The sequence below is a fragment of the Gymnodinialimonas sp. 57CJ19 genome, assembly GCF_038396845.1.
Lineage (GTDB): Bacteria > Pseudomonadota > Alphaproteobacteria > Rhodobacterales > Rhodobacteraceae > Gymnodinialimonas.
In genome coordinates, this window is record NZ_CP151587.1 from 2,091,320 (window position 1) to 2,107,780 (window position 16,461).

General features: G+C 58.5%; 13 protein-coding genes. 7 read left to right on the forward strand and 6 right to left on the reverse strand.

Annotation, left to right across the window (positions count from 1 at the left end; genetic code table 11):
- Positions 1-47: 47 nt before the first annotated feature.
- The 3 genes from AADW23_RS10270 to AADW23_RS10280 form a co-directional block, all read right to left on the reverse strand.
- Positions 48-773 (reverse strand): SDR family oxidoreductase, encoded by a 726-nt coding sequence (locus tag AADW23_RS10270; RefSeq protein WP_341860846.1) that lies wholly within the window; start codon positions 771-773, stop codon positions 48-50.
- Positions 770-1,879 (reverse strand): NAD(P)-dependent alcohol dehydrogenase, encoded by a 1,110-nt coding sequence (locus AADW23_RS10275; protein ID WP_341860847.1) that lies wholly within the window; start codon positions 1,877-1,879, stop codon positions 770-772. The genes AADW23_RS10270 and AADW23_RS10275 overlap by 4 nt, the downstream gene beginning before the upstream one ends.
- A gap of 118 nt (positions 1,880-1,997) precedes the next feature.
- Positions 1,998-2,894, reverse strand: coding sequence for an AraC family transcriptional regulator (locus AADW23_RS10280; protein ID WP_341860848.1), 897 nt, complete (start codon positions 2,892-2,894; stop codon positions 1,998-2,000).
- A 252-nt stretch (positions 2,895-3,146) separates the two neighbouring features.
- On the opposite strand from AADW23_RS10280, the gene AADW23_RS10285 reads away from it, so the two are divergent.
- The 3 genes from AADW23_RS10285 to AADW23_RS10295 are packed head-to-tail and all read left to right on the forward strand — an operon-like array spanning position 3,147 to position 6,006.
- Positions 3,147-3,941: an ATP-binding cassette domain-containing protein gene (locus tag AADW23_RS10285; protein ID WP_341860849.1), complete on the forward strand. Its 795-nt coding sequence runs from the start codon at positions 3,147-3,149 to the stop codon at positions 3,939-3,941.
- On the forward strand, positions 3,938-4,975 hold the full coding sequence (locus tag AADW23_RS10290) for an ABC transporter permease (protein ID WP_341860850.1): 1,038 nt from the start codon (positions 3,938-3,940) through the stop codon (positions 4,973-4,975). The genes AADW23_RS10285 and AADW23_RS10290 overlap by 4 nt, the downstream gene beginning before the upstream one ends.
- A 35-nt stretch (positions 4,976-5,010) precedes the next feature.
- A complete protein-coding gene (locus tag AADW23_RS10295; protein WP_341860851.1) occupies positions 5,011-6,006 on the forward strand; it encodes a substrate-binding domain-containing protein in 996 nt (331 codons plus the stop codon).
- 263 nt (positions 6,007-6,269) lie between these two features.
- Here the strand turns inward: AADW23_RS10295 and AADW23_RS10300 are convergent, their stop codons facing one another.
- The 3 genes from AADW23_RS10300 to AADW23_RS10310 all read right to left on the reverse strand — a co-directional run bounded on the left by AADW23_RS10300 (position 6,270) and on the right by AADW23_RS10310 (position 9,673).
- A complete protein-coding gene (locus AADW23_RS10300; protein WP_341860852.1) occupies positions 6,270-7,091 on the reverse strand; it encodes a lytic murein transglycosylase in 822 nt (273 codons plus the stop codon).
- A 983-nt stretch (positions 7,092-8,074) separates the two neighbouring features.
- A complete protein-coding gene (locus AADW23_RS10305) occupies positions 8,075-8,929 on the reverse strand; it encodes a fumarylacetoacetate hydrolase family protein (RefSeq protein ID WP_341860853.1) in 855 nt (284 codons plus the stop codon).
- A gap of 12 nt (positions 8,930-8,941) precedes the next feature.
- Positions 8,942-9,673, reverse strand: a complete 732-nt coding sequence (locus tag AADW23_RS10310) for an SDR family oxidoreductase (RefSeq protein ID WP_341860854.1) — start codon at positions 9,671-9,673, stop codon at positions 8,942-8,944.
- 249 nt (positions 9,674-9,922) lie between these two features.
- On the opposite strand from AADW23_RS10310, the gene AADW23_RS10315 reads away from it, so the two are divergent.
- The 4 genes from AADW23_RS10315 (at position 9,923) to AADW23_RS10330 (ending at position 16,461) form a co-directional block, all read left to right on the forward strand.
- Positions 9,923-11,494 carry a putative N-acetylmannosamine-6-phosphate 2-epimerase gene (locus tag AADW23_RS10315; RefSeq protein ID WP_341860855.1) on the forward strand — a complete coding sequence of 524 codons (1,572 nt, stop codon included), beginning with the start codon at positions 9,923-9,925 and terminating at the stop codon, positions 11,492-11,494.
- 82 nt (positions 11,495-11,576) lie between these two features.
- Entirely contained in the window at positions 11,577-13,091 is a 1,515-nt protein-coding gene (locus AADW23_RS10320) for a M81 family metallopeptidase (RefSeq protein WP_341860856.1), read from the forward strand.
- A gap of 38 nt (positions 13,092-13,129) precedes the next feature.
- Positions 13,130-14,227, forward strand: a complete 1,098-nt coding sequence (locus AADW23_RS10325) for a sialidase family protein (RefSeq protein WP_341860857.1) — start codon at positions 13,130-13,132, stop codon at positions 14,225-14,227.
- A 74-nt stretch (positions 14,228-14,301) separates the two neighbouring features.
- Entirely contained in the window at positions 14,302-16,461 is a 2,160-nt protein-coding gene (locus AADW23_RS10330; RefSeq protein WP_341864321.1) for an MFS transporter, read from the forward strand.

Consider the following 16,461-nt stretch of genomic DNA (forward strand, 5'->3'; position numbering starts at 1 on the left):
CGGTGGCTGTTCATTCGTAGGACATAGGCGACGTGGACCGGGCAGCCTTATTTGGCAAGAAAACCGCCATCGACCGGCAGGGCCAGGCCAGACAGCATCGCGGCATCGTCGCTCAGAAGAAATGCAATTACCGAGGCCACATCCCGGGTCTCTAAGAAGCGACCCACCGGCATCCGCGACAGGACTGGCCCCGCCTTCACCGGATCGCTCCAAGCTTCGGCAGCCAGTTCCGTCATCGTCACGATGGGATTGACGCAATTGACGCGGATGCCGTGGGGGCCCAATTCGTTCGCCATGACCCGGTTCATGCCATCCATTGCCCCCTTCGACGCGCAATAGGAGGCGTGATCTTCGAATCCGACCAGCGAGGAGATGCTGGAGACGTTGACGATGGCACCAGACTTCTTGGCACCGATGAGGGACCGCGCAAACTCCTGCGCCACGATCATGGCGGCGCGTGTATTGACGGCATAGACCAGATCGAAGGCTTCTACTGTTACATCAACAAAGGGCTGCAACACGTTGATACCAGCGCAATTTACAAGGTAGTCGCAAGGCAGCCCCTCAATCGCGGCGGCTCGGGCGGCGTCAGGGTCTTTCAGGTCAGCGACGATGACGTCGCAGCCGATCTCTTCTGCCAGACTATCGAGGCTTTCCCGTGTCCGAGAGATCGCCACGATATGCGCACCGCGCGCCGCAAGGTAGCGTGCGGTATCGCGACCGATCCCTTTGCCAGCGCCGGTAATCATCACCGATTTGTCTTGAAAGTTCATTTTCGCACCCCTGTGGCCAAGCCGTTGATCTCGTCCGCGTCCATCGTGATCTGAATTTTCACCTCGCCCGCCGGTTCCTGTGCCGCATAGTCAAAAGCGGCAACAGAGTCGGCGAAATCGAAAGTCCGCGTGATCAGCGGTTCGACGTCGATGGCACCAGAGGCGATCATGGCGACGCAGCGGTCAAACACATGCGCATAGCGGAACACGTGCTCGACCCGCGCCTCCTTGATCTGCGCCGATGCAACGTCGTAGGCGATCGGCTCCAGGGGGATGCCGACGAATACGACCGTCCCGCCCGGTCGAAGGGGGTCAAAAACGCCCGCCGCCGCCGCCGCATTTCCCGAGCATTCATAGACAACATCGGCCCCCCATCCTTCTGTAGCCTCAAGAACTGCGGCCTTTAGGGAATCCCTGCGCACATTGACCGAAATGACCGGCCCCAATGTTGCCGCGAGCTTCAGTTTGTCATCATCCACGTCCGAGACCACCACCTGCGATGCGCCCGCGGCCACCGCAGCGAGCACGTTGAGCAAGCCGATCGGCCCTGCGCCCATCACCACGGCCACATGACCCGGGGCCGCCGCGGCCTTGGCCACAGCGTGCACGCCCACGGCAAGGGGCTCGACCATTGCACCGGCCGCGAAAGACACGGTTTCGGGCAGTTTGAAGGTAAATGCCGCAGGATGCACAACGCTCCGCCGCAAAACGCCGTGCACGGGCGGCGTCGCCCAGAACTGCACGTCAGGGTCCAGGTTGTACATGCCCATCCGGGTCGCGCGGTTCGTTGGGGTCGGGACGCCGGGTTCCATGCAGACCCGGTCGCCCACGTTGAAATTTTCCACCTCCGCGCCGACTTCGGTCACAACGCCCGAGACTTCGTGGCCGAGGATCATGGGCTCGTTCACAACAAAGGGGCCGATCGCGCCATGGGTGTAATAGTGCACGTCCGATCCGCAGATGCCGACGGTATGGACGCGAATGCGCAGATCCTGCGGGCCGAGCGGTTCTTCTATAGCGAATTCCCGCAAGGTGATCTTACCCTTGCGTTCCAGAACCAGGGCGGTTGTGTCGTCGCTGGCGTTTTCACGGGGGGTCATCAACATGGCAGCATCCTCTTTGGCATCGACGTGAACCTAAAATGCTGCCTGTACCGCTTGCCACACGTTTACGCGCGATCAGGCAAACATTCTTGCCGAAAAAAAGATGGCGCCGCCCATGGGTTTAGCCCATTGGTTCAGTCGTTAATGGCGTCTCGCGTAGTTTCAGGCGGTATTCTCGTGGTGTCTCGCGGCAAAGTACGAAAAACTGTCGGTTGAAGTTCGCCGTGTTGTTGAAGCCGGACTCAAAACAAATCTCGGTGATTGAAAGATCGGTGGAGGCCAGCAGGCGGCAGGCATGATGTACGCGCATCTGGTTGACGTAACGTGCAAATGTGTGCCCCGTCTGCCGCTTGAAGAAGCGACTGAATGTGCTGGTGGCCATGTGAACCAGATCGGCCATGTCCCCTAGCCGCAGATCCTCTGTGTAGTGGGTCGAGATATGCGCCATCACAGTCTCGAGCTTGCGTGACGTCGTGGTATGGGCCCCGATGCCGGGGGCGCACTGCGACAGCACGCGCCGCTCTGCCGGTACAGCCGCAAGTCGATGGAGAAGTTCAAGAAACAACGTTAACCGACGTATCCCGCGGGTTTCTCCTATCTGGGCCAGAAGGGCCGCGCCATCGTCGCGGGTCGTCCCGGAAAACTCGACCCCATAGGCAGATTCCCTGAGTAGAACTTCCACGGCTTCCATCTCGGAAAAGCCCTTCAGGGTTCGAACGAGGTCCGGGACGAACTGGACCAGCATGTCGCGCTGTTCCAGTCGCTGCCCCGGGCGCAGATCGCTGACCCAGTTATGCGGCAGGTTCGGCCCGGTCAGCACAAGGCATCCCGGATTAAAGGGGCCGATATGATCCCCAATCATCATCTTCCCGCCGACTTCCTGGGTCAGGTGCAGCTCATACTCGGGGTGATGATGCCACTTCGCCAGATGGTGCGGATAGCCGTGCACTTCCCAACGAAATGACTGCGACGGGTCGTAAACAATTACCTCGAAATCTGGGTCATATAGCTGATGCAAGGCCGTTTCCCTCTTGGTTTGGGCGCTGGTTTGATACCGGGAAGGGTTATCTTCAAATGCGCCACTTGAGCAGACACTTGCACGAAAGTTTGCAAGAACGCCAAGAATTTTGGCGCTTAAATTGCGGCGTCTGGTTAGCGTTTTTTCATCAGCGGGTGTGCGACGGCCATAAATAAATGGGCCTGATCGCAAGGGGCCCCGTGTTTGCCTGTTCATCCGCGAAGACGCTGGACGCAGGATTGGGAGGAAGAAATGTTTGATGATCACGACGCGCAGACGGTGCGGGGGGACGTGCTTCTTGATGCGCGGAACCTGAACAAGTCATACGGTGGGTTGCGGGCTCTTAATGATGTGAGCCTCAATATCCGGCGTGGTGAGATTATGGCCTTGGTCGGTGATAACGGCGCCGGAAAGTCCACTCTCATCAAGGTCCTATCGGGTGCCTTGCGCCCTGACGCAGGCGAAATCACGTTTGATAAACGCGCGGTCACGCTGACCAGTCCGTTGGATGCCACGGATATCGGCATCGAGACGGTTCACCAGAGCCTCGGCTTGGTGAATGAGTTGAACGTGCCGCAAAATGTCTTTCTGGGACGAGAATTACGCAAACGTGTCTTCGGTCTGCCAGTGCTCGACAAGGCAGAGATGCGCAAGCGGACGGTTGAGTTGCTGCACAACTTTGCCATCGGCCTTCCGACGCTCAATGAACCGGTCCAACAGCTTTCCGGTGGGCAACGTCAGACCATCGCCATCAGCCGTCTTTTGCTGGCCGAGCCGCAACTTCTGATCATGGACGAGCCGATGGCGGCTCTGGGTGTCGATGAAGGCGGAAAGGTCCTGGCGCTGGTTGAGCGGATGCGGGAGCAAGGTCTGACCGTTCTGATCATCAGCCACAATCTGGAGCACGTCTTCCGCATCGCTGATCGCGTTGCGGTCATGAAGAACGGCCAGATGATTGACATCGTTAACACTGCCGACGTCACCCGCGAAGAAATCGTGCGCAAAATCACAATTGGCAATGCTCAAGATGACAGGAGCCAGGCATGACCGATACAACCACCCACGTCAGACCAAAGCTGAAGCAACTTGGTCAGAACGATCGAAAGTTCCGTATGGAAAGCGTTGGCCTGACCTTCGTGCTTGTGGCGCTGATCGTGCTGTTCACACTCATCAATCCACGTTTCGCGTCGATACCGAACTTGCTTAACGTCCTGACACAGGCGTCAACATATCTGATCGTTGCGATGGGCATGACGCTGGTCATCACCAAAGGTGGGATCGACCTGTCCGTGGGGTCTCTCATGGCGCTCGTGACCTGTGTGGCATTCAGCCTGATGGATAACGGGATGCACTATATCCCAGCGCTGATACTGATGTTTGTCATGGCCATGGCTCTGGGGGCGCTCAACGGCGCGATGGTTGCCTTCCTGGCAATCCCGGCGCTGATTGCAACCCTTGGTACAATGGTGGCCTTTCGGGGGCTGGCGCTGCTGCATTCGGCCGGTCAACTCTATTTCGGATTGCCACCAGAAGTTGTCTGGCTCGGGCAGGGGGACGTGCTGGGTATTCCGGTGCCAATCCTGATCGCCGCCGCCTTCGTCGCCCTGACCCATTGGCTGTTCAACTTGTCCGCCTTCGGCATGCATGTGCGCTCTGTCGGGGGCAACCGCGAGGCCGCGCGGTTGGCGGGTATCAAGGTGTGGCGGATCGAATTGGCGGTATACGCCTACATCGGTTTTGCCGTGGCTCTTGGGGGGCTGTTGTGGATGGCCCGCATCGACGGGACCCAGGCAACGCTTGGCACCGCGATGGAAATCCATGTGATCGCTGCGGTGATTATTGGCGGCACCAGCCTCTTTGGCGGGCGCGGCATGATCTACGGCTCACTCCTGGGGGCGATCTTGCTGAGCATGCTGAACAACGCCCTGGTCATTGCCGGCGTGGATTTCTTCTACCAGCTCGTTGCCGTCGGCATCATCGTGATCGTCGCTGTGACGGTGAACAACATCCGTGAAAACCGGATTGAATGGATCGCCCAATGGCGGAGCAGACGTGCCGCAGAAAGGGCTCAGAACCGCTGACATTCTCAAGACAGAAACCAAAGGGAGGAAGAACGATGAAAGTAACTAGAAGACATCTTATGGCCAGCGCGATGGCCGGCGCCATCGCGGCGACGGCCGCACCGGGCGCAATGGCACAGGACGACGCGATCGAGATCGCTTACCTGTCGCCCTCATTCGATATCTCGGACGCTTGGGAGCGCGTCTACTGGAGCATGAGCGCACGTCTGGACGAGCTCGGCGTAGATCATGAAGTGACGCTTCTGGCGGTGCAGAACGCGTCAGATCACGCGGGACAGTTGGACCAGATCCAGGCCGTGATCCAGCGCGGTGCCGACTATGTTTTCTTGGGCGCGACCGAGTACGAATCCGCCGCAGTCGGGCTACGCCTTCTGAACGAGGCGGGCATTCCGGTCGTCGTCTACAACTTCCTTGAACCCCACGAGGACGAAGCGTCCCGCGCCATGCAATATATCGCCTTCGACCATTATGAAGGCGGTCGTATGGCGGGCGAATGGACGGTCGAGCAACTGGAGGGCGAAGGCCAAGTCGCTGTGCTCCAGGGCGTTGCAGGTGTGGTCAGTGACCAGCGCATGGCGGGCTTTGTCGATGTGGTGTCTCAACATCCAGGCATCGACCTCGAGATCGGTGTCCACACGGATTTCGACCGTGTGCGGGCTTTCGAGGCCACGCAGAACCTCATCGCGGCGCATCCCGATCTTGACGTCATCTACGGCGTGTCGACGGCAGTTGGCCTTGGTATCGGTCAGGCCCTGCGCGGGGCGGGGCTGTCTGACCAGGTGATGTCGATTGGCTTCGGCGGCACCGGTGACGAAATCCAGGCGATGAGCGAGGGCTGGCTTAGTGCATCGCCCTTGCGTTCCATCGACGATAGCGGCGTGGCCGTGGCCGATGCGTTCCACGCTCACATGAACGGCGAGCCTGTGGAACCCGTGTGGTCTGGGCCTTTCGTGATGATTGATGCCGACAGTGATGCGGAAGCAATCGTTTCCCATGCAAACCGCTACTCGAACCCTGCGATGGGGCGGTGAGCCTTAGGCCATAGGCGGGGCTGTCATGCCAGTCCCTTGCTATCTTGGGCTGCGACCTCAACGGTCGTGGCCCGTATTTTTTGGCACGTGAAGGCGCCGATCAGGGCAATCGCGATGGCGTCAGGACCGCCGTGTTTCAGGCCTTTTAGCGCGGCATTTTCCCATTATCCCTGAAGGGTTCCGCAGGAAACGATCGTATGGTTTGCACGATCCCTGAGGGCCGGAGGTGGTCGATCCAATGGTCTTTCACGGCTTGCCGAGGGTCAGAGCTGGCCTTCTATCTGACCCGCCATGATCGCAATGGCCCGCTGATAGACCGGCGCCGCATTCCATGCTTGAATGGCCCTGAAGTTGCGTTGGCCTTCCTGATAACCTCGGCCCGGTCGCCAGCCGTTTTGGCGTAAGAAGTTCGCGGTCGAAGCCATGGCATCGGTAAGATTATTCAGGTCTATGCGCCCGTCGCCGTTTCCATCTACGCCGTAGCGCAAAACGTTGCCCGGCAGGAATTGCGTATGTCCGAGTTCGCCATGCATCGCGCCGATTGTATTGGGGCTGATTGCGCCGCGATCGACAAGGATGAGCGCGGCCAAGGCATGTTCGCTGAAGAAGTCGGACCGGCGGCAGTCGTAGGCAAGCGTTGCAATGGCCGAGACGACGTTCGCATTGCCCATGAAGTTGCCAAAACCCGTCTCCATTCCGTGGATCGCCACGAGCACCGCAGGGGGCACACCAAAAGCACGCTCAAGCGACCCGTAAAACTCAGCGTTCTCTGCAATCCGCCGCCGACCTTGTTGGACGATCGTTGCCGCGCCACGAATGCGCATGAACTCTTCGAGCGAGTAACTGAAGGAGCGTTGGTCGCGGTCTGCCGCAATCGTGCGCGTGGCATAGGTCGTGCCGGCCAACGCTTGTAACCCGGCTGGACCGACATCTGCCGCGGCGGCTTCTGCTGCGAATTCCTGCTGCCAGCGCGCGAAGCCAGAGGCGTCATTGCCGCAGGTGGCAGCCATGGCCGCTGCGGGTGCGCCGAGCATGAGGGACGTCACCAGGGCGTTACGAAGGGCGCGGGATAAGCGTGGGTGCATAATAGATCTCCGAAAGCGACGGGATGACTTTGGCGGCATTGCGTGAAGGGTAGCATGAGAGAAGCCCAGGTGGGCAAAAAATCAAATGCTCCCTAAAAAGCGGCTCTTTCACGGAGACTTTCGCAGCACGCGATGAACTTTCGAGCCGGCGCCAAGCCACCTATCGGAAAATCTCGCGGGGCGTGGTTTTGGCCGTGAGCGCCTCACTTGAATGGGCTAATTTGAAAGGCGGTACATGATTGACTGTTAGTTTATCGGCACGACGTCCCCTGGCGCGGGTGGGGGGGCGGTAACCCGGTGCTTCATACCGCGCTAGCTTTCGATGATCCCAGTTCACCTGCGGCTTTCCGGGCGCGATATCGGGCCTGTCGATAGTCCTGTCCTGCACCCACTTGAGGATCGCCAGACTGGTGAATTCGGCGTCATTGTCGGACAACATGGATTTCCACCAAATGAACTACCGTTTACCTACGGGCGTCACCAATTTAGCGAATTGACACCTCGTGGTACGGCATAGCCTGATGTTCTTTTGTGAGGAGCTTTTCCGGCTCGCCATTCTTGTTTTGCAGCGTCCGCAACCGTTCCGCGTCCATTGGTTCCATACCACCATACGGCGATTTGCATTTGTAGGACGTCGTAGACCTGATCCTTTTCCGCCGACATGAAGCACCCGTCTTCTCGCCGGCTTTTTGTTCATCAATAATCGCTATGACCTGTTCGCCTGTAGACCGTGCCTACATTTGTCCGTCCATTGGCTGGGCGGACGTTTCACGAATTTGGAAGAGTCTTGGCGGCTCAGGACATATTTAGCGGCGGCTTTGGAGAGGCTGTATCAAAGCGTTTGATCGAGTTGCGAACGGCGGCTAGAGCGCCGGCAAAGTCTGGGGGGCTCGGAGCTTCGGGATCGGAGCTGCAAATTTTTCATCCGCCGTTCATGCTGGATCACAAAGACCTGCCGCCGTCCGGCGGCAGGTCGTAAGTCACTAAACGCCTTCTGGGTCGGCGATGGCTTCTTGGCGTTGGACGCCCAAGCCATCAATGCTCAATTCAACTCGGTCGCCCGGCTTCAGATAGCGTTGTGGTGATTGTCCCATGCCTACGCCCGGTGGTGTTCCGGTGGAGATCACATCGCCGGGATGCAGGGTCATGAATTGGCTGAGATAGCTTACCAGATGCGCGACACCGAATACCATCGTCGCCGTGGATCCGTTTTGCATCGTCTCACCGTTGACGGTCAGCCACATCGGCAGGTCCTGAGGGTCATCGACCTCATCACGCGTTACCAGCCAAGGGCCGATTTGGCCGAAGTTGTCGCAGCTTTTGCCTTTGGTCCATTGGCCCGATCTTTCGGTCTGAAAGGCGCGTTCTGACACGTCATTTGTGACGGCATAGCCCGCGACATACGACATTGCGTCGGCCTCGGTCACGTACTTTGCGCGGGCGCCGACAATGACGGCCAGTTCGACCTCCCAATCGGTCTTTACCGACCCCTTGGGAATGATGATCGGGTCGTCCGGACCGCATATTGCGCTGGTGGCCTTCATGAAGATGATCGGCTCGGACGGGACATCCATCCCAGTTTCAGCCGCGTGGTCAGAGTAGTTCAAACCGATGCAAATGAACTTACCTGTACCGTTGATGCATGGCCCAAGGCGGGTGCTCTCTGGAACGCTTGGAAGCGTCGATAGATCCGTCTGGCGGATGACCTCCAGGCCCGCATCAGATAGGGTGTTGCCCGCGATGTCGGGTACAATGCCCGTAAGATCACGTACGGTGCCATTTGCATCCACAATACCGGGACGCTCTTCGCCAATATGGCCAAATCGAACAAGTTTCATGTGTCTCTCTTCTCAGATATTTGACCAGCCGCCATCAATTATTTGGGCCGTGCCTGTGGTATAGGCGGAATCGTCGGACGCGAGGTATACGACCAATGCTGCAATCTCTTCGGGCGTTCCGACGCGTCCAATGGGTTGCCGCGCAATGAAGGCTTTGCGCGCAGCCTCGTAGTCATTGGTGGCTTGCAGGCGGTCTTCCAGCGATGGAGATTCCACCGTCGCGGGGCAAATCGCATTGCAGCGAATGCCCTTTAGGATGAAATCGGCCGCGACTGATTTTGTAATGCCGATCACAGCCGCCTTCGTCGCGCCATAGGCAAACCGATCTGGTGCCGCGATAACGGACGAAACAACGGACGACATGTTGATGATCGACCCGCCGCCGTTCTCAATCATTCCCGGAAGAAAGCTGCGGATCATACGGTACAGAGACGTCACATTGAGATCATTGGAGAACGCCCATTGATCCTCGTCACAGTCTAAAATTGTGCCGTTTGCAACGAAACCCACGCAGTTGAATAGCACGTCTGGCGCCCCGATTTCGGCCGTAGCGCTTGCGATAGCATCTGGGTCACGTACGTCGAGCAACCGCGTTTCTACGCCTTCCAAAGTGCTCAACGCAGCTTCATTGACATCCGTTGCAATAACCCGTGCGCCCTCCGCAGCCATCGCCAGCGCTGACGCGCGTCCGATGCCTTGACCGGCGGCCGTCACAAGGCACGTCTTTCCGTCTAGTCGTCCCATTTCTGTCCTCCTAAATGCGTCGCCGTAGGGATGTTCTACTGTTGGAGCTAAGTAATTTTAGCAGTCAGAACAGCAAGATATGCTTGGTCACCTCGGCTGGGGTAGCATCCTACTTCGCGGCGGGAAGTGCCAGATCAAAATTTGTACCGATTGCTTTGCGGCCAGTTTTTGGCCCCGTGTCGTCCTGATTGATCCGTTGCGGCGTGTGGCAAATTGAGCGTAACAAACCGCATGGAACAGGACAGGCCAATGCAAACATCCCCCCTCTTGTCTCAATTGCGCGGCGGTCTGATCGCCTCGTGCCAACCAATCGATGACGGCCCGATGGACCGTCCAGAAATCGTTGCGGCAATGGCAAGTGCAGCGATTTCCGGAGGTGCCGTAGGACTGCGGATCGAAGGGATAGAAAACCTTCGAGCCGTGCGATCCGTGGTGGACGTTCCGATCATCGGCATCGTCAAGACTGCCAGTGCGGCTACGCCGGTTCGGATCGCGGCCTCAATTGCAGATGTTCAGTCGCTGATAGATGCCGGCGCGGATGTCATCGCCTATGATGGAACGGATCGGCCGCGCCCGGACGGCCGGGACGGGATCTTGAACGCCATCATCAAAGGCGGGGCGCTTGCCATGGCCGACTGCGCAACGCTGGCGGATGGTGTGCATGCTGTAAGCAACGGGGCCGCTATCATTGGAACGACCCTTTCTGGCTATACCGCTGAGACGCAGCGCGTCGACGATGCACCGGATTTTTCCCTGATCGAGTCGTTTGCTGAGTTGGGTGCTTTCGTGATGGCCGAAGGGCGATTTAACACGCCGGATTTAGCTGCCAAGGCGCTTGCAGCGGGAGCTGATGCCGTCACGGTTGGCAGCGCGCTTACCCGACTGGAGTTGATGACACAGAGCTTCGCCCATGCCGTCACCCATGCCACTCCGAAGTCCGGCATGTCGGGTTTCGCGGTTGACCTTGGCGGGACCAAAACCGCCGTAGCACGGATCGTGGAAGGGCATGTCACGCAGTATGAAGAACGCGCGACTGTTGGTGCCGCTGGCCCGGAAGGGCAGTATAGGCAAATAGCAGAGATGCTGCGCACGCTCGGCTATCAGCGCGATGATCGACTCGCCGTGGCGGTAACGGGGCGTGTGGATGCCGCGGGCGAATGGCATGCCGTCAATCAGACCACCTTGCAAGATATCGCGTCGGTCCCGCTGGCCAGTGACCTTGCACGTCACATCGGTAACGCTACCATAATAAACGACGCCGCCGCCGCTACATTGGCGGAGCATCGTCTTGGGGCAGGGCGCGGTCACGCAAACTTCGCCTACATAACGGTTTCGACAGGTGTCGGAGGCGGGCTGATACTCGACGGCTCGCTCCACAACAGTCCCAATGGCATCGCAGGGCATCTGGGTTTCTCGACGTCGCAAGCCGGGGCCGTCCTTTGCGGAAGTGGTAGGTTCGGGACGGTCGAAAGTGTGGCCAGCGGGCGCGCGATAGCGCGCATGGCCCAAGACGCCGGCCATGGAGATCTGGACGCACGGGCCGTGTTTGGTGCGGCTTCAAACGGTGATGAATGGGCCATAGATTTGCGGGCAACCTCGGTTCGCGCAATCGCAGAGCTTTGCGCGAACCTCGTTACAATTCTGGGCATAACAAAAATCGCTATCGGCGGAAGTGTTGGACTTGCAAGCGGGTACGTGGACCAGGTTCGGAGTGAGTTGGAAACCCTTCCAGAGTTGTTTCGATCAGAGGTTGTGGCGGCTGAGTTGCGACGGGATGGGCCGCTGCTGGGCAGTTTGCTTGCGATGGCCGATCCTGGATAATCTGGATTGACGAAAGATCATGTTACCATGATAATGGGATAAATGGGCCTGCGCCCTGGTCTCAATCCGCAGAGGATTCTCGATGACGCAGACGGTTCTCATGGCGGGTTTGTTTCATGAAACGCACACATTCCTTTCGCAAAAGACGACCCTAGAAGACTTCAAGACGGGCATCTGGACCGAGGGCGAAGAAATGCTGCGCGCTGCTCGCGGCAATGGATCGCCCATGGATGGCGCGTTGAGCGTTGCCGACGCGGCGGGCTGGACTGTGATCCCCTCAATTCAAATGTCTGCCATGCCTGGAGGACTTGTCGAAGCCGCGGCTCTCACGTACTTCGAAAACCGTTTTTTTGCGGATCTCGCAGCGCATATTTCAGAGGTCGACGCGATTTTTCTGATCCTCCATGGCGCGATGGTCAGCGACGGATGTGACGATGTGGAAGGCCGGGTTTTGGCCCGTATTGCGGAGGAGTTGGGGAAAGCAGGACGAAGCATTCCCGTCGTCGCTGTACTCGACCTCCATGCCAATGTTTCGCAAGCAATGGTGGATTGCTCGACAGTGCTTGATGCGTACCGAGAAAACCCCCACCGCGATGCCCGTGAATCTGCGGTGCGGGCGGCCGGTACGCTAGATTCGCTTCTGAAGTCGCCGGGTGACGTCCACCAAGTTCATCGTCCCACACCCTATGTGTTGCCGCCGACAGGGGTTGGCTCTGCTGCTGATCCGATGCGGTCGGTGCTGGCGCGCGCGCGCGCCATAGAGACGGTGGACCCGGAGATTATCGGTATCAATGTCATGGCAGGCTACGCCTATGCAGATATCGCCGATTGCGGATTCAGTCTGAACGCCGCGACCCGTGGGGACCCAGCGAAGGCCGAAGCCTATCTAGATGACTTGGTTGGCATGCTGGAGGCCCATTTGACCGATGGGTATCCGAAGGAAGAAACGCTGGATGTGGTACTTGGCCGTGTCGATGCGCTGCCGCCTGGTTCCGGGCCGGTGCTGTTGGTCGAGGCGGCTGATAACATCGGCGGTGGCTCACCCGGCGATGCCACAGACATACTCGGACCGCTTATAGCGTCCGGTCGGCAAGGCATCGTAGCCGCGATCAATGATCCCGAGGCCGTCCAAGCCTGCATAAAGGCAGGGCAAGGTGCAGAGGTGCAACTGGACATCGGCGCAAAAACTGACGCGTTCCATGGTGCGCCTGTTCCGATGCGAGGCACGGTCAGGCACCTATCTGACGGCGCATTTGATCTGGAAAATCCTAAGTCGCACCTAGCTTCCATGCGCGGTACAAGGATCGAGATGGGGCCCTGTGCGGTAATTGAAAACCGGTCAGCTATTATCCTACTGACGACGCACAAAACCGCCCCGATGGACCTTGGCCATGTCCATTCTCAAGGAGTGCGCCCCGAAAACGCGGCATTCGTAATCGTAAAAGCGGCGGTATCTCATAAAGCGGCCTACGATCCGATTGCGCGTGCCTCTTTTAATGTCGATAGCGCCGGGCTTTGCACCAGCAACCTGACGCGCCTTCCGTATAAGAATCTGTCGGGCAAGCGAATTTCGATAGAGGGCAATATGATCGGCTGATCGGATCACCCTAGCGGGCGTTCGCAACTTGGAGGGGGTTGGCCATGGAAATTACCGTCAAAAACGAAACTACGATCTACGCAAACCCGACACCGCTGTTGGTTAGCCGCCAAGCGGTTTTTGCGGGTGTTGTCAGGGCATCGAGTGGGGATCTGTTGGCGATGTTCTCTATCGGGCAGGCGTTTGATGCGGCCGATATGCGAGCAGTGGTGTCACGCAGTTGCGATGGCGGGGTCAGCTGGGATGCGCCACAACCGCTACACCACGGGACCGAGCTGGCATCCGAAAGCTTCAAGCCTGTTGTTCTGCCAGATGGACGTATCCTTGCCACAGGATATGTTTTCAAGCGCCCGGATATGCTGACCCCAATTGTCGATCCCGAAACTATGGCCCTGCTACCGCTGCGCAACCGGATGTCAGTGTCGGACGACCAGGGACGGACGTGGACGCCACCCAAGGAATTCTCCGTCGAGGGCGCCCCCCTGGAACTCTCAGGGCCGGCTGTTGTCTTGCCATCTGGGCGTATTTTAGCCGCAGCAGCGCCATTTCATCTTGGAACGGAAGACCACGAGGGCTGGATCATCGCCAGTGACGACGGTGGGGAAACATGGTTCCGACTATCGGTATTTTTTGCGTCGCCAGGCGGCCATGTCGCTCCGTGGGAGTGTCGCTTGTGCCACTTGGGCGACGGCCGCGTGGCTGTTATTTTTTGGGCCTACGATTTGGCGGCGCAAATCAACCTAGATAATCACATCGTGGTGTCAGACGATGAAGGGCATAGCTTCGGGCCCGCGATCAGGACGGGGATTATGGGGCAGGCGTCTGGCATCATGGCTCTTGGCCGCGATCGCATGCTGACGATCCACTGCCACAGGGAAACGCCGGTCAGCTTGACGGTTCGAGCGCTTCGTTTGGGGCCGGGTAGCGTGCAGCTAGAAGCGGAGTGCCCGATCTTCGGGGCGACCTCTATTGCCAGTGCTTCAAACGATATCGTCAATCAATTCGGAAGTTTGCGGTTTGGCCAGCCCGGCCTGCTTCGATTGGCACCTGACCGCGTCCTGGCGACGTGTTGGGCGGTAGAAGATGGCCAGCATGTGATTAAGGGCTTTCACCTGAGCCTAGAGGCCGAGAAATGACCCGAGTACAGCCTCAGGAACAAAGTGACTTTGATAAGATGCGGCGGTTGCCGTGGCTCTATTTGTTTACAGTGATGACTGGGACCGCCACGCTTTGCACCGTAACAGCGCCCCTAACCCTGTTCGCGGCAGAGCTGGGAATGGACGAGGGCAGAATTGGCCTCTTGTCCGGGATCATGCCGTTCTTTCAGGCGCTTGGCATTCTGTCTTTACCCGTCGTCTTGCGGTTTGGCAGCCGCAGCGTCGCCACGACAGCTCTGACGATGCGTTACGTATTTCTCGGCTTGTTCCTGATCGTTCCATTCTTCGCCGCGCGACCGGATGCCGTGTTTGGGGTTCTTATGGCTGCGATGCTGGGGTTTGCGGTGTGCCGTAGCTTGGCTGAAGCCGCAATTTCACCTTGGAGCCAGGAATTCATGCCGCGCTCTGTCCGTGGCCGGATCACTGGTCGTATGGCCTTGGCCTATGTGCCGGTGGCACTTGGGGTGTCATGGGCGATTCAGGCTTGGCTGGACGGCCGAACCGGGTTGGATCGTTTCGTACCGGTCTTCGCAGTGGGCATTGTGATTGGCATTGCGGGCGCGCTGATGTTGCTGGGGCTTCGAGGAGGACGCGCTGCAGACTCAAACGCGCCGCGTCGTCGGTCATTGACCGAGCCGCTGCGTGATCGGAACTTTGTAATCTACCTCTTTGCGTCAGCGCTCCAAAGCATTGTCTTTGTGTCTATCAGCCTGTTTCTGATCCTGTTCTTCAGGGACCGATTGGGGATGAGCTCTGGGGCGCTTGTGCTTCTGGTGGCGCTGATCCCCGTGGGTGCGGCCGCTGGCAATGTCACGGCGGGTTGGTTCGTGGATCGTTACGGCACCAGGGCTATCCGTACGGCCCTTCAGGCAGGGCAGATAGGGCTCTTACTGGCATTGCCCCTTCTAGAGCCTGATGTGCCCGCCGCTGGTGCGCTGGTCCCCCTTGCGTTTTTCCTGTTTGGATTTCTGTTTCAGGCCGGTATCGCCGTTGGAACAGTCTATATGCTCAATGTGATCCCACCCGCCTCCAAGGAGGAGTACACTGCGCTCCATTACAGCATGGACGGGCTGGCGGGTGGGCTCGCCACGTTCGCCGCGGGCTTTTTACTTGCATGGATTGGCGCCGGAGAGGTTTCGGTTCTCGGCGTCGATTTGGGCAAATACGAAGTGCTGTTCCTTGTCGCTGCCGGCCTCACCGTGATCTCAGCGCTGGCCTATAGCCGTTTGCACGAAGAGGGGGCATTGTCTGTACGTGATTTCGTCGGACACTTCACGACCGGCAATCCGATGAAGGCGCTTTGGGGGATCAATCGATATGCCAGCCGTACATCTGAAGATCGTCGTCGCGATCTTGCTTTTCAGTTCGGGGGCGTGGGCAGCCTTTTGGCCAAAGAAGAATTGATCGCCGCCCTTCGCGACCCCAGTTTCGATGTCCGCCACGAGGCAATCAGAGCCCTCGGTCATATCAGCGCGCATCCAGCCGTTCTGAACGCACTGGAGACGGTCCTGGAGTATGATGGTTTGGTAGAATTGCGGTATGCGGCCCTCGGCTCGCTCGGGCGATTGAAAGCGACTTCATGCGCCCCTCGCATCGCCCAATTCATGGAGGACCCCAACCCCCTTCTTCGTGCCCGAGCAGCACGTTCGCTAGGGGAGATAGGGGACTTGTCTTCCCTGCCGCGCATACGGACCATGTTGCACGATGACCCTGATCTCGATTGCAGATTGGCTGCGACCTCTGCCTTGGGAAAACTGAAGGATCGCGCCAGCATGCCGGGATTGGTCGATCTTTATCTTGAGCAAGCGTCTGATCGGACGAACCGAGTAGCTGAGCCGCGAAGCAAGGTTGTCCTACTCGCCATCACTAAAATCTTCAGGTGCGAAGAAGAGTTTTCCCATCAATGGCGCCGAGAGGAGGTTCAGTCGGGCCTCGCCATGCCACAGATATTATTGCAGTTAGCCGGCCGCGTTCGAACTGGTGCGCCTGGGGCCTCCGCAAAGCTGCGTGAACTGACTTCGGACTATAACGCGGAAGACACAGCAGCAACGTTGGCAGCACTTGCCGAATTATTGCCGGCCTTGCACCAATCGCGCCATCGGGATTCTGACTTGGCTGTCGACGTACTGAACGAAGTGCGGACAGCGGCAGAGCCGCATCCTGCGTTACTCGTGGCGATGGCAGCGATCCTGAACAGGATCTTCGCGGCTTAG

What these genes read in the sequence shown, in the direction of transcription:
- AADW23_RS10270 (WP_341860846.1), bottom strand. Translation starts at nt 773, where the DNA reads ATGAACTTTCAAGACAAATCGGTGATGATTACCGGCGCTGGCAAAGGG.
- AADW23_RS10275 (WP_341860847.1), bottom strand. Translation starts at nt 1,879, where the DNA reads ATGTTGATGACCCCCCGTGAAAACGCCAGCGACGACACAACCGCCCTG.
- AADW23_RS10285 (WP_341860849.1), top strand. Translation starts at nt 3,147, where the DNA reads ATGTTTGATGATCACGACGCGCAGACGGTGCGGGGGGACGTGCTTCTT.
- AADW23_RS10290 (WP_341860850.1), top strand. Translation starts at nt 3,938, where the DNA reads ATGACCGATACAACCACCCACGTCAGACCAAAGCTGAAGCAACTTGGT.
- AADW23_RS10295 (WP_341860851.1), top strand. Translation starts at nt 5,011, where the DNA reads ATGAAAGTAACTAGAAGACATCTTATGGCCAGCGCGATGGCCGGCGCC.
- AADW23_RS10300 (WP_341860852.1), bottom strand. Translation starts at nt 7,091, where the DNA reads ATGCACCCACGCTTATCCCGCGCCCTTCGTAACGCCCTGGTGACGTCC.
- AADW23_RS10305 (WP_341860853.1), bottom strand. Translation starts at nt 8,929, where the DNA reads ATGAAACTTGTTCGATTTGGCCATATTGGCGAAGAGCGTCCCGGTATT.
- AADW23_RS10310 (WP_341860854.1), bottom strand. Translation starts at nt 9,673, where the DNA reads ATGGGACGACTAGACGGAAAGACGTGCCTTGTGACGGCCGCCGGTCAA.
- AADW23_RS10315 (WP_341860855.1), top strand. Translation starts at nt 9,923, where the DNA reads ATGCAAACATCCCCCCTCTTGTCTCAATTGCGCGGCGGTCTGATCGCC.
- AADW23_RS10320 (WP_341860856.1), top strand. Translation starts at nt 11,577, where the DNA reads ATGACGCAGACGGTTCTCATGGCGGGTTTGTTTCATGAAACGCACACA.
- AADW23_RS10330 (WP_341864321.1), top strand. Translation starts at nt 14,302, where the DNA reads ATGACTGGGACCGCCACGCTTTGCACCGTAACAGCGCCCCTAACCCTG.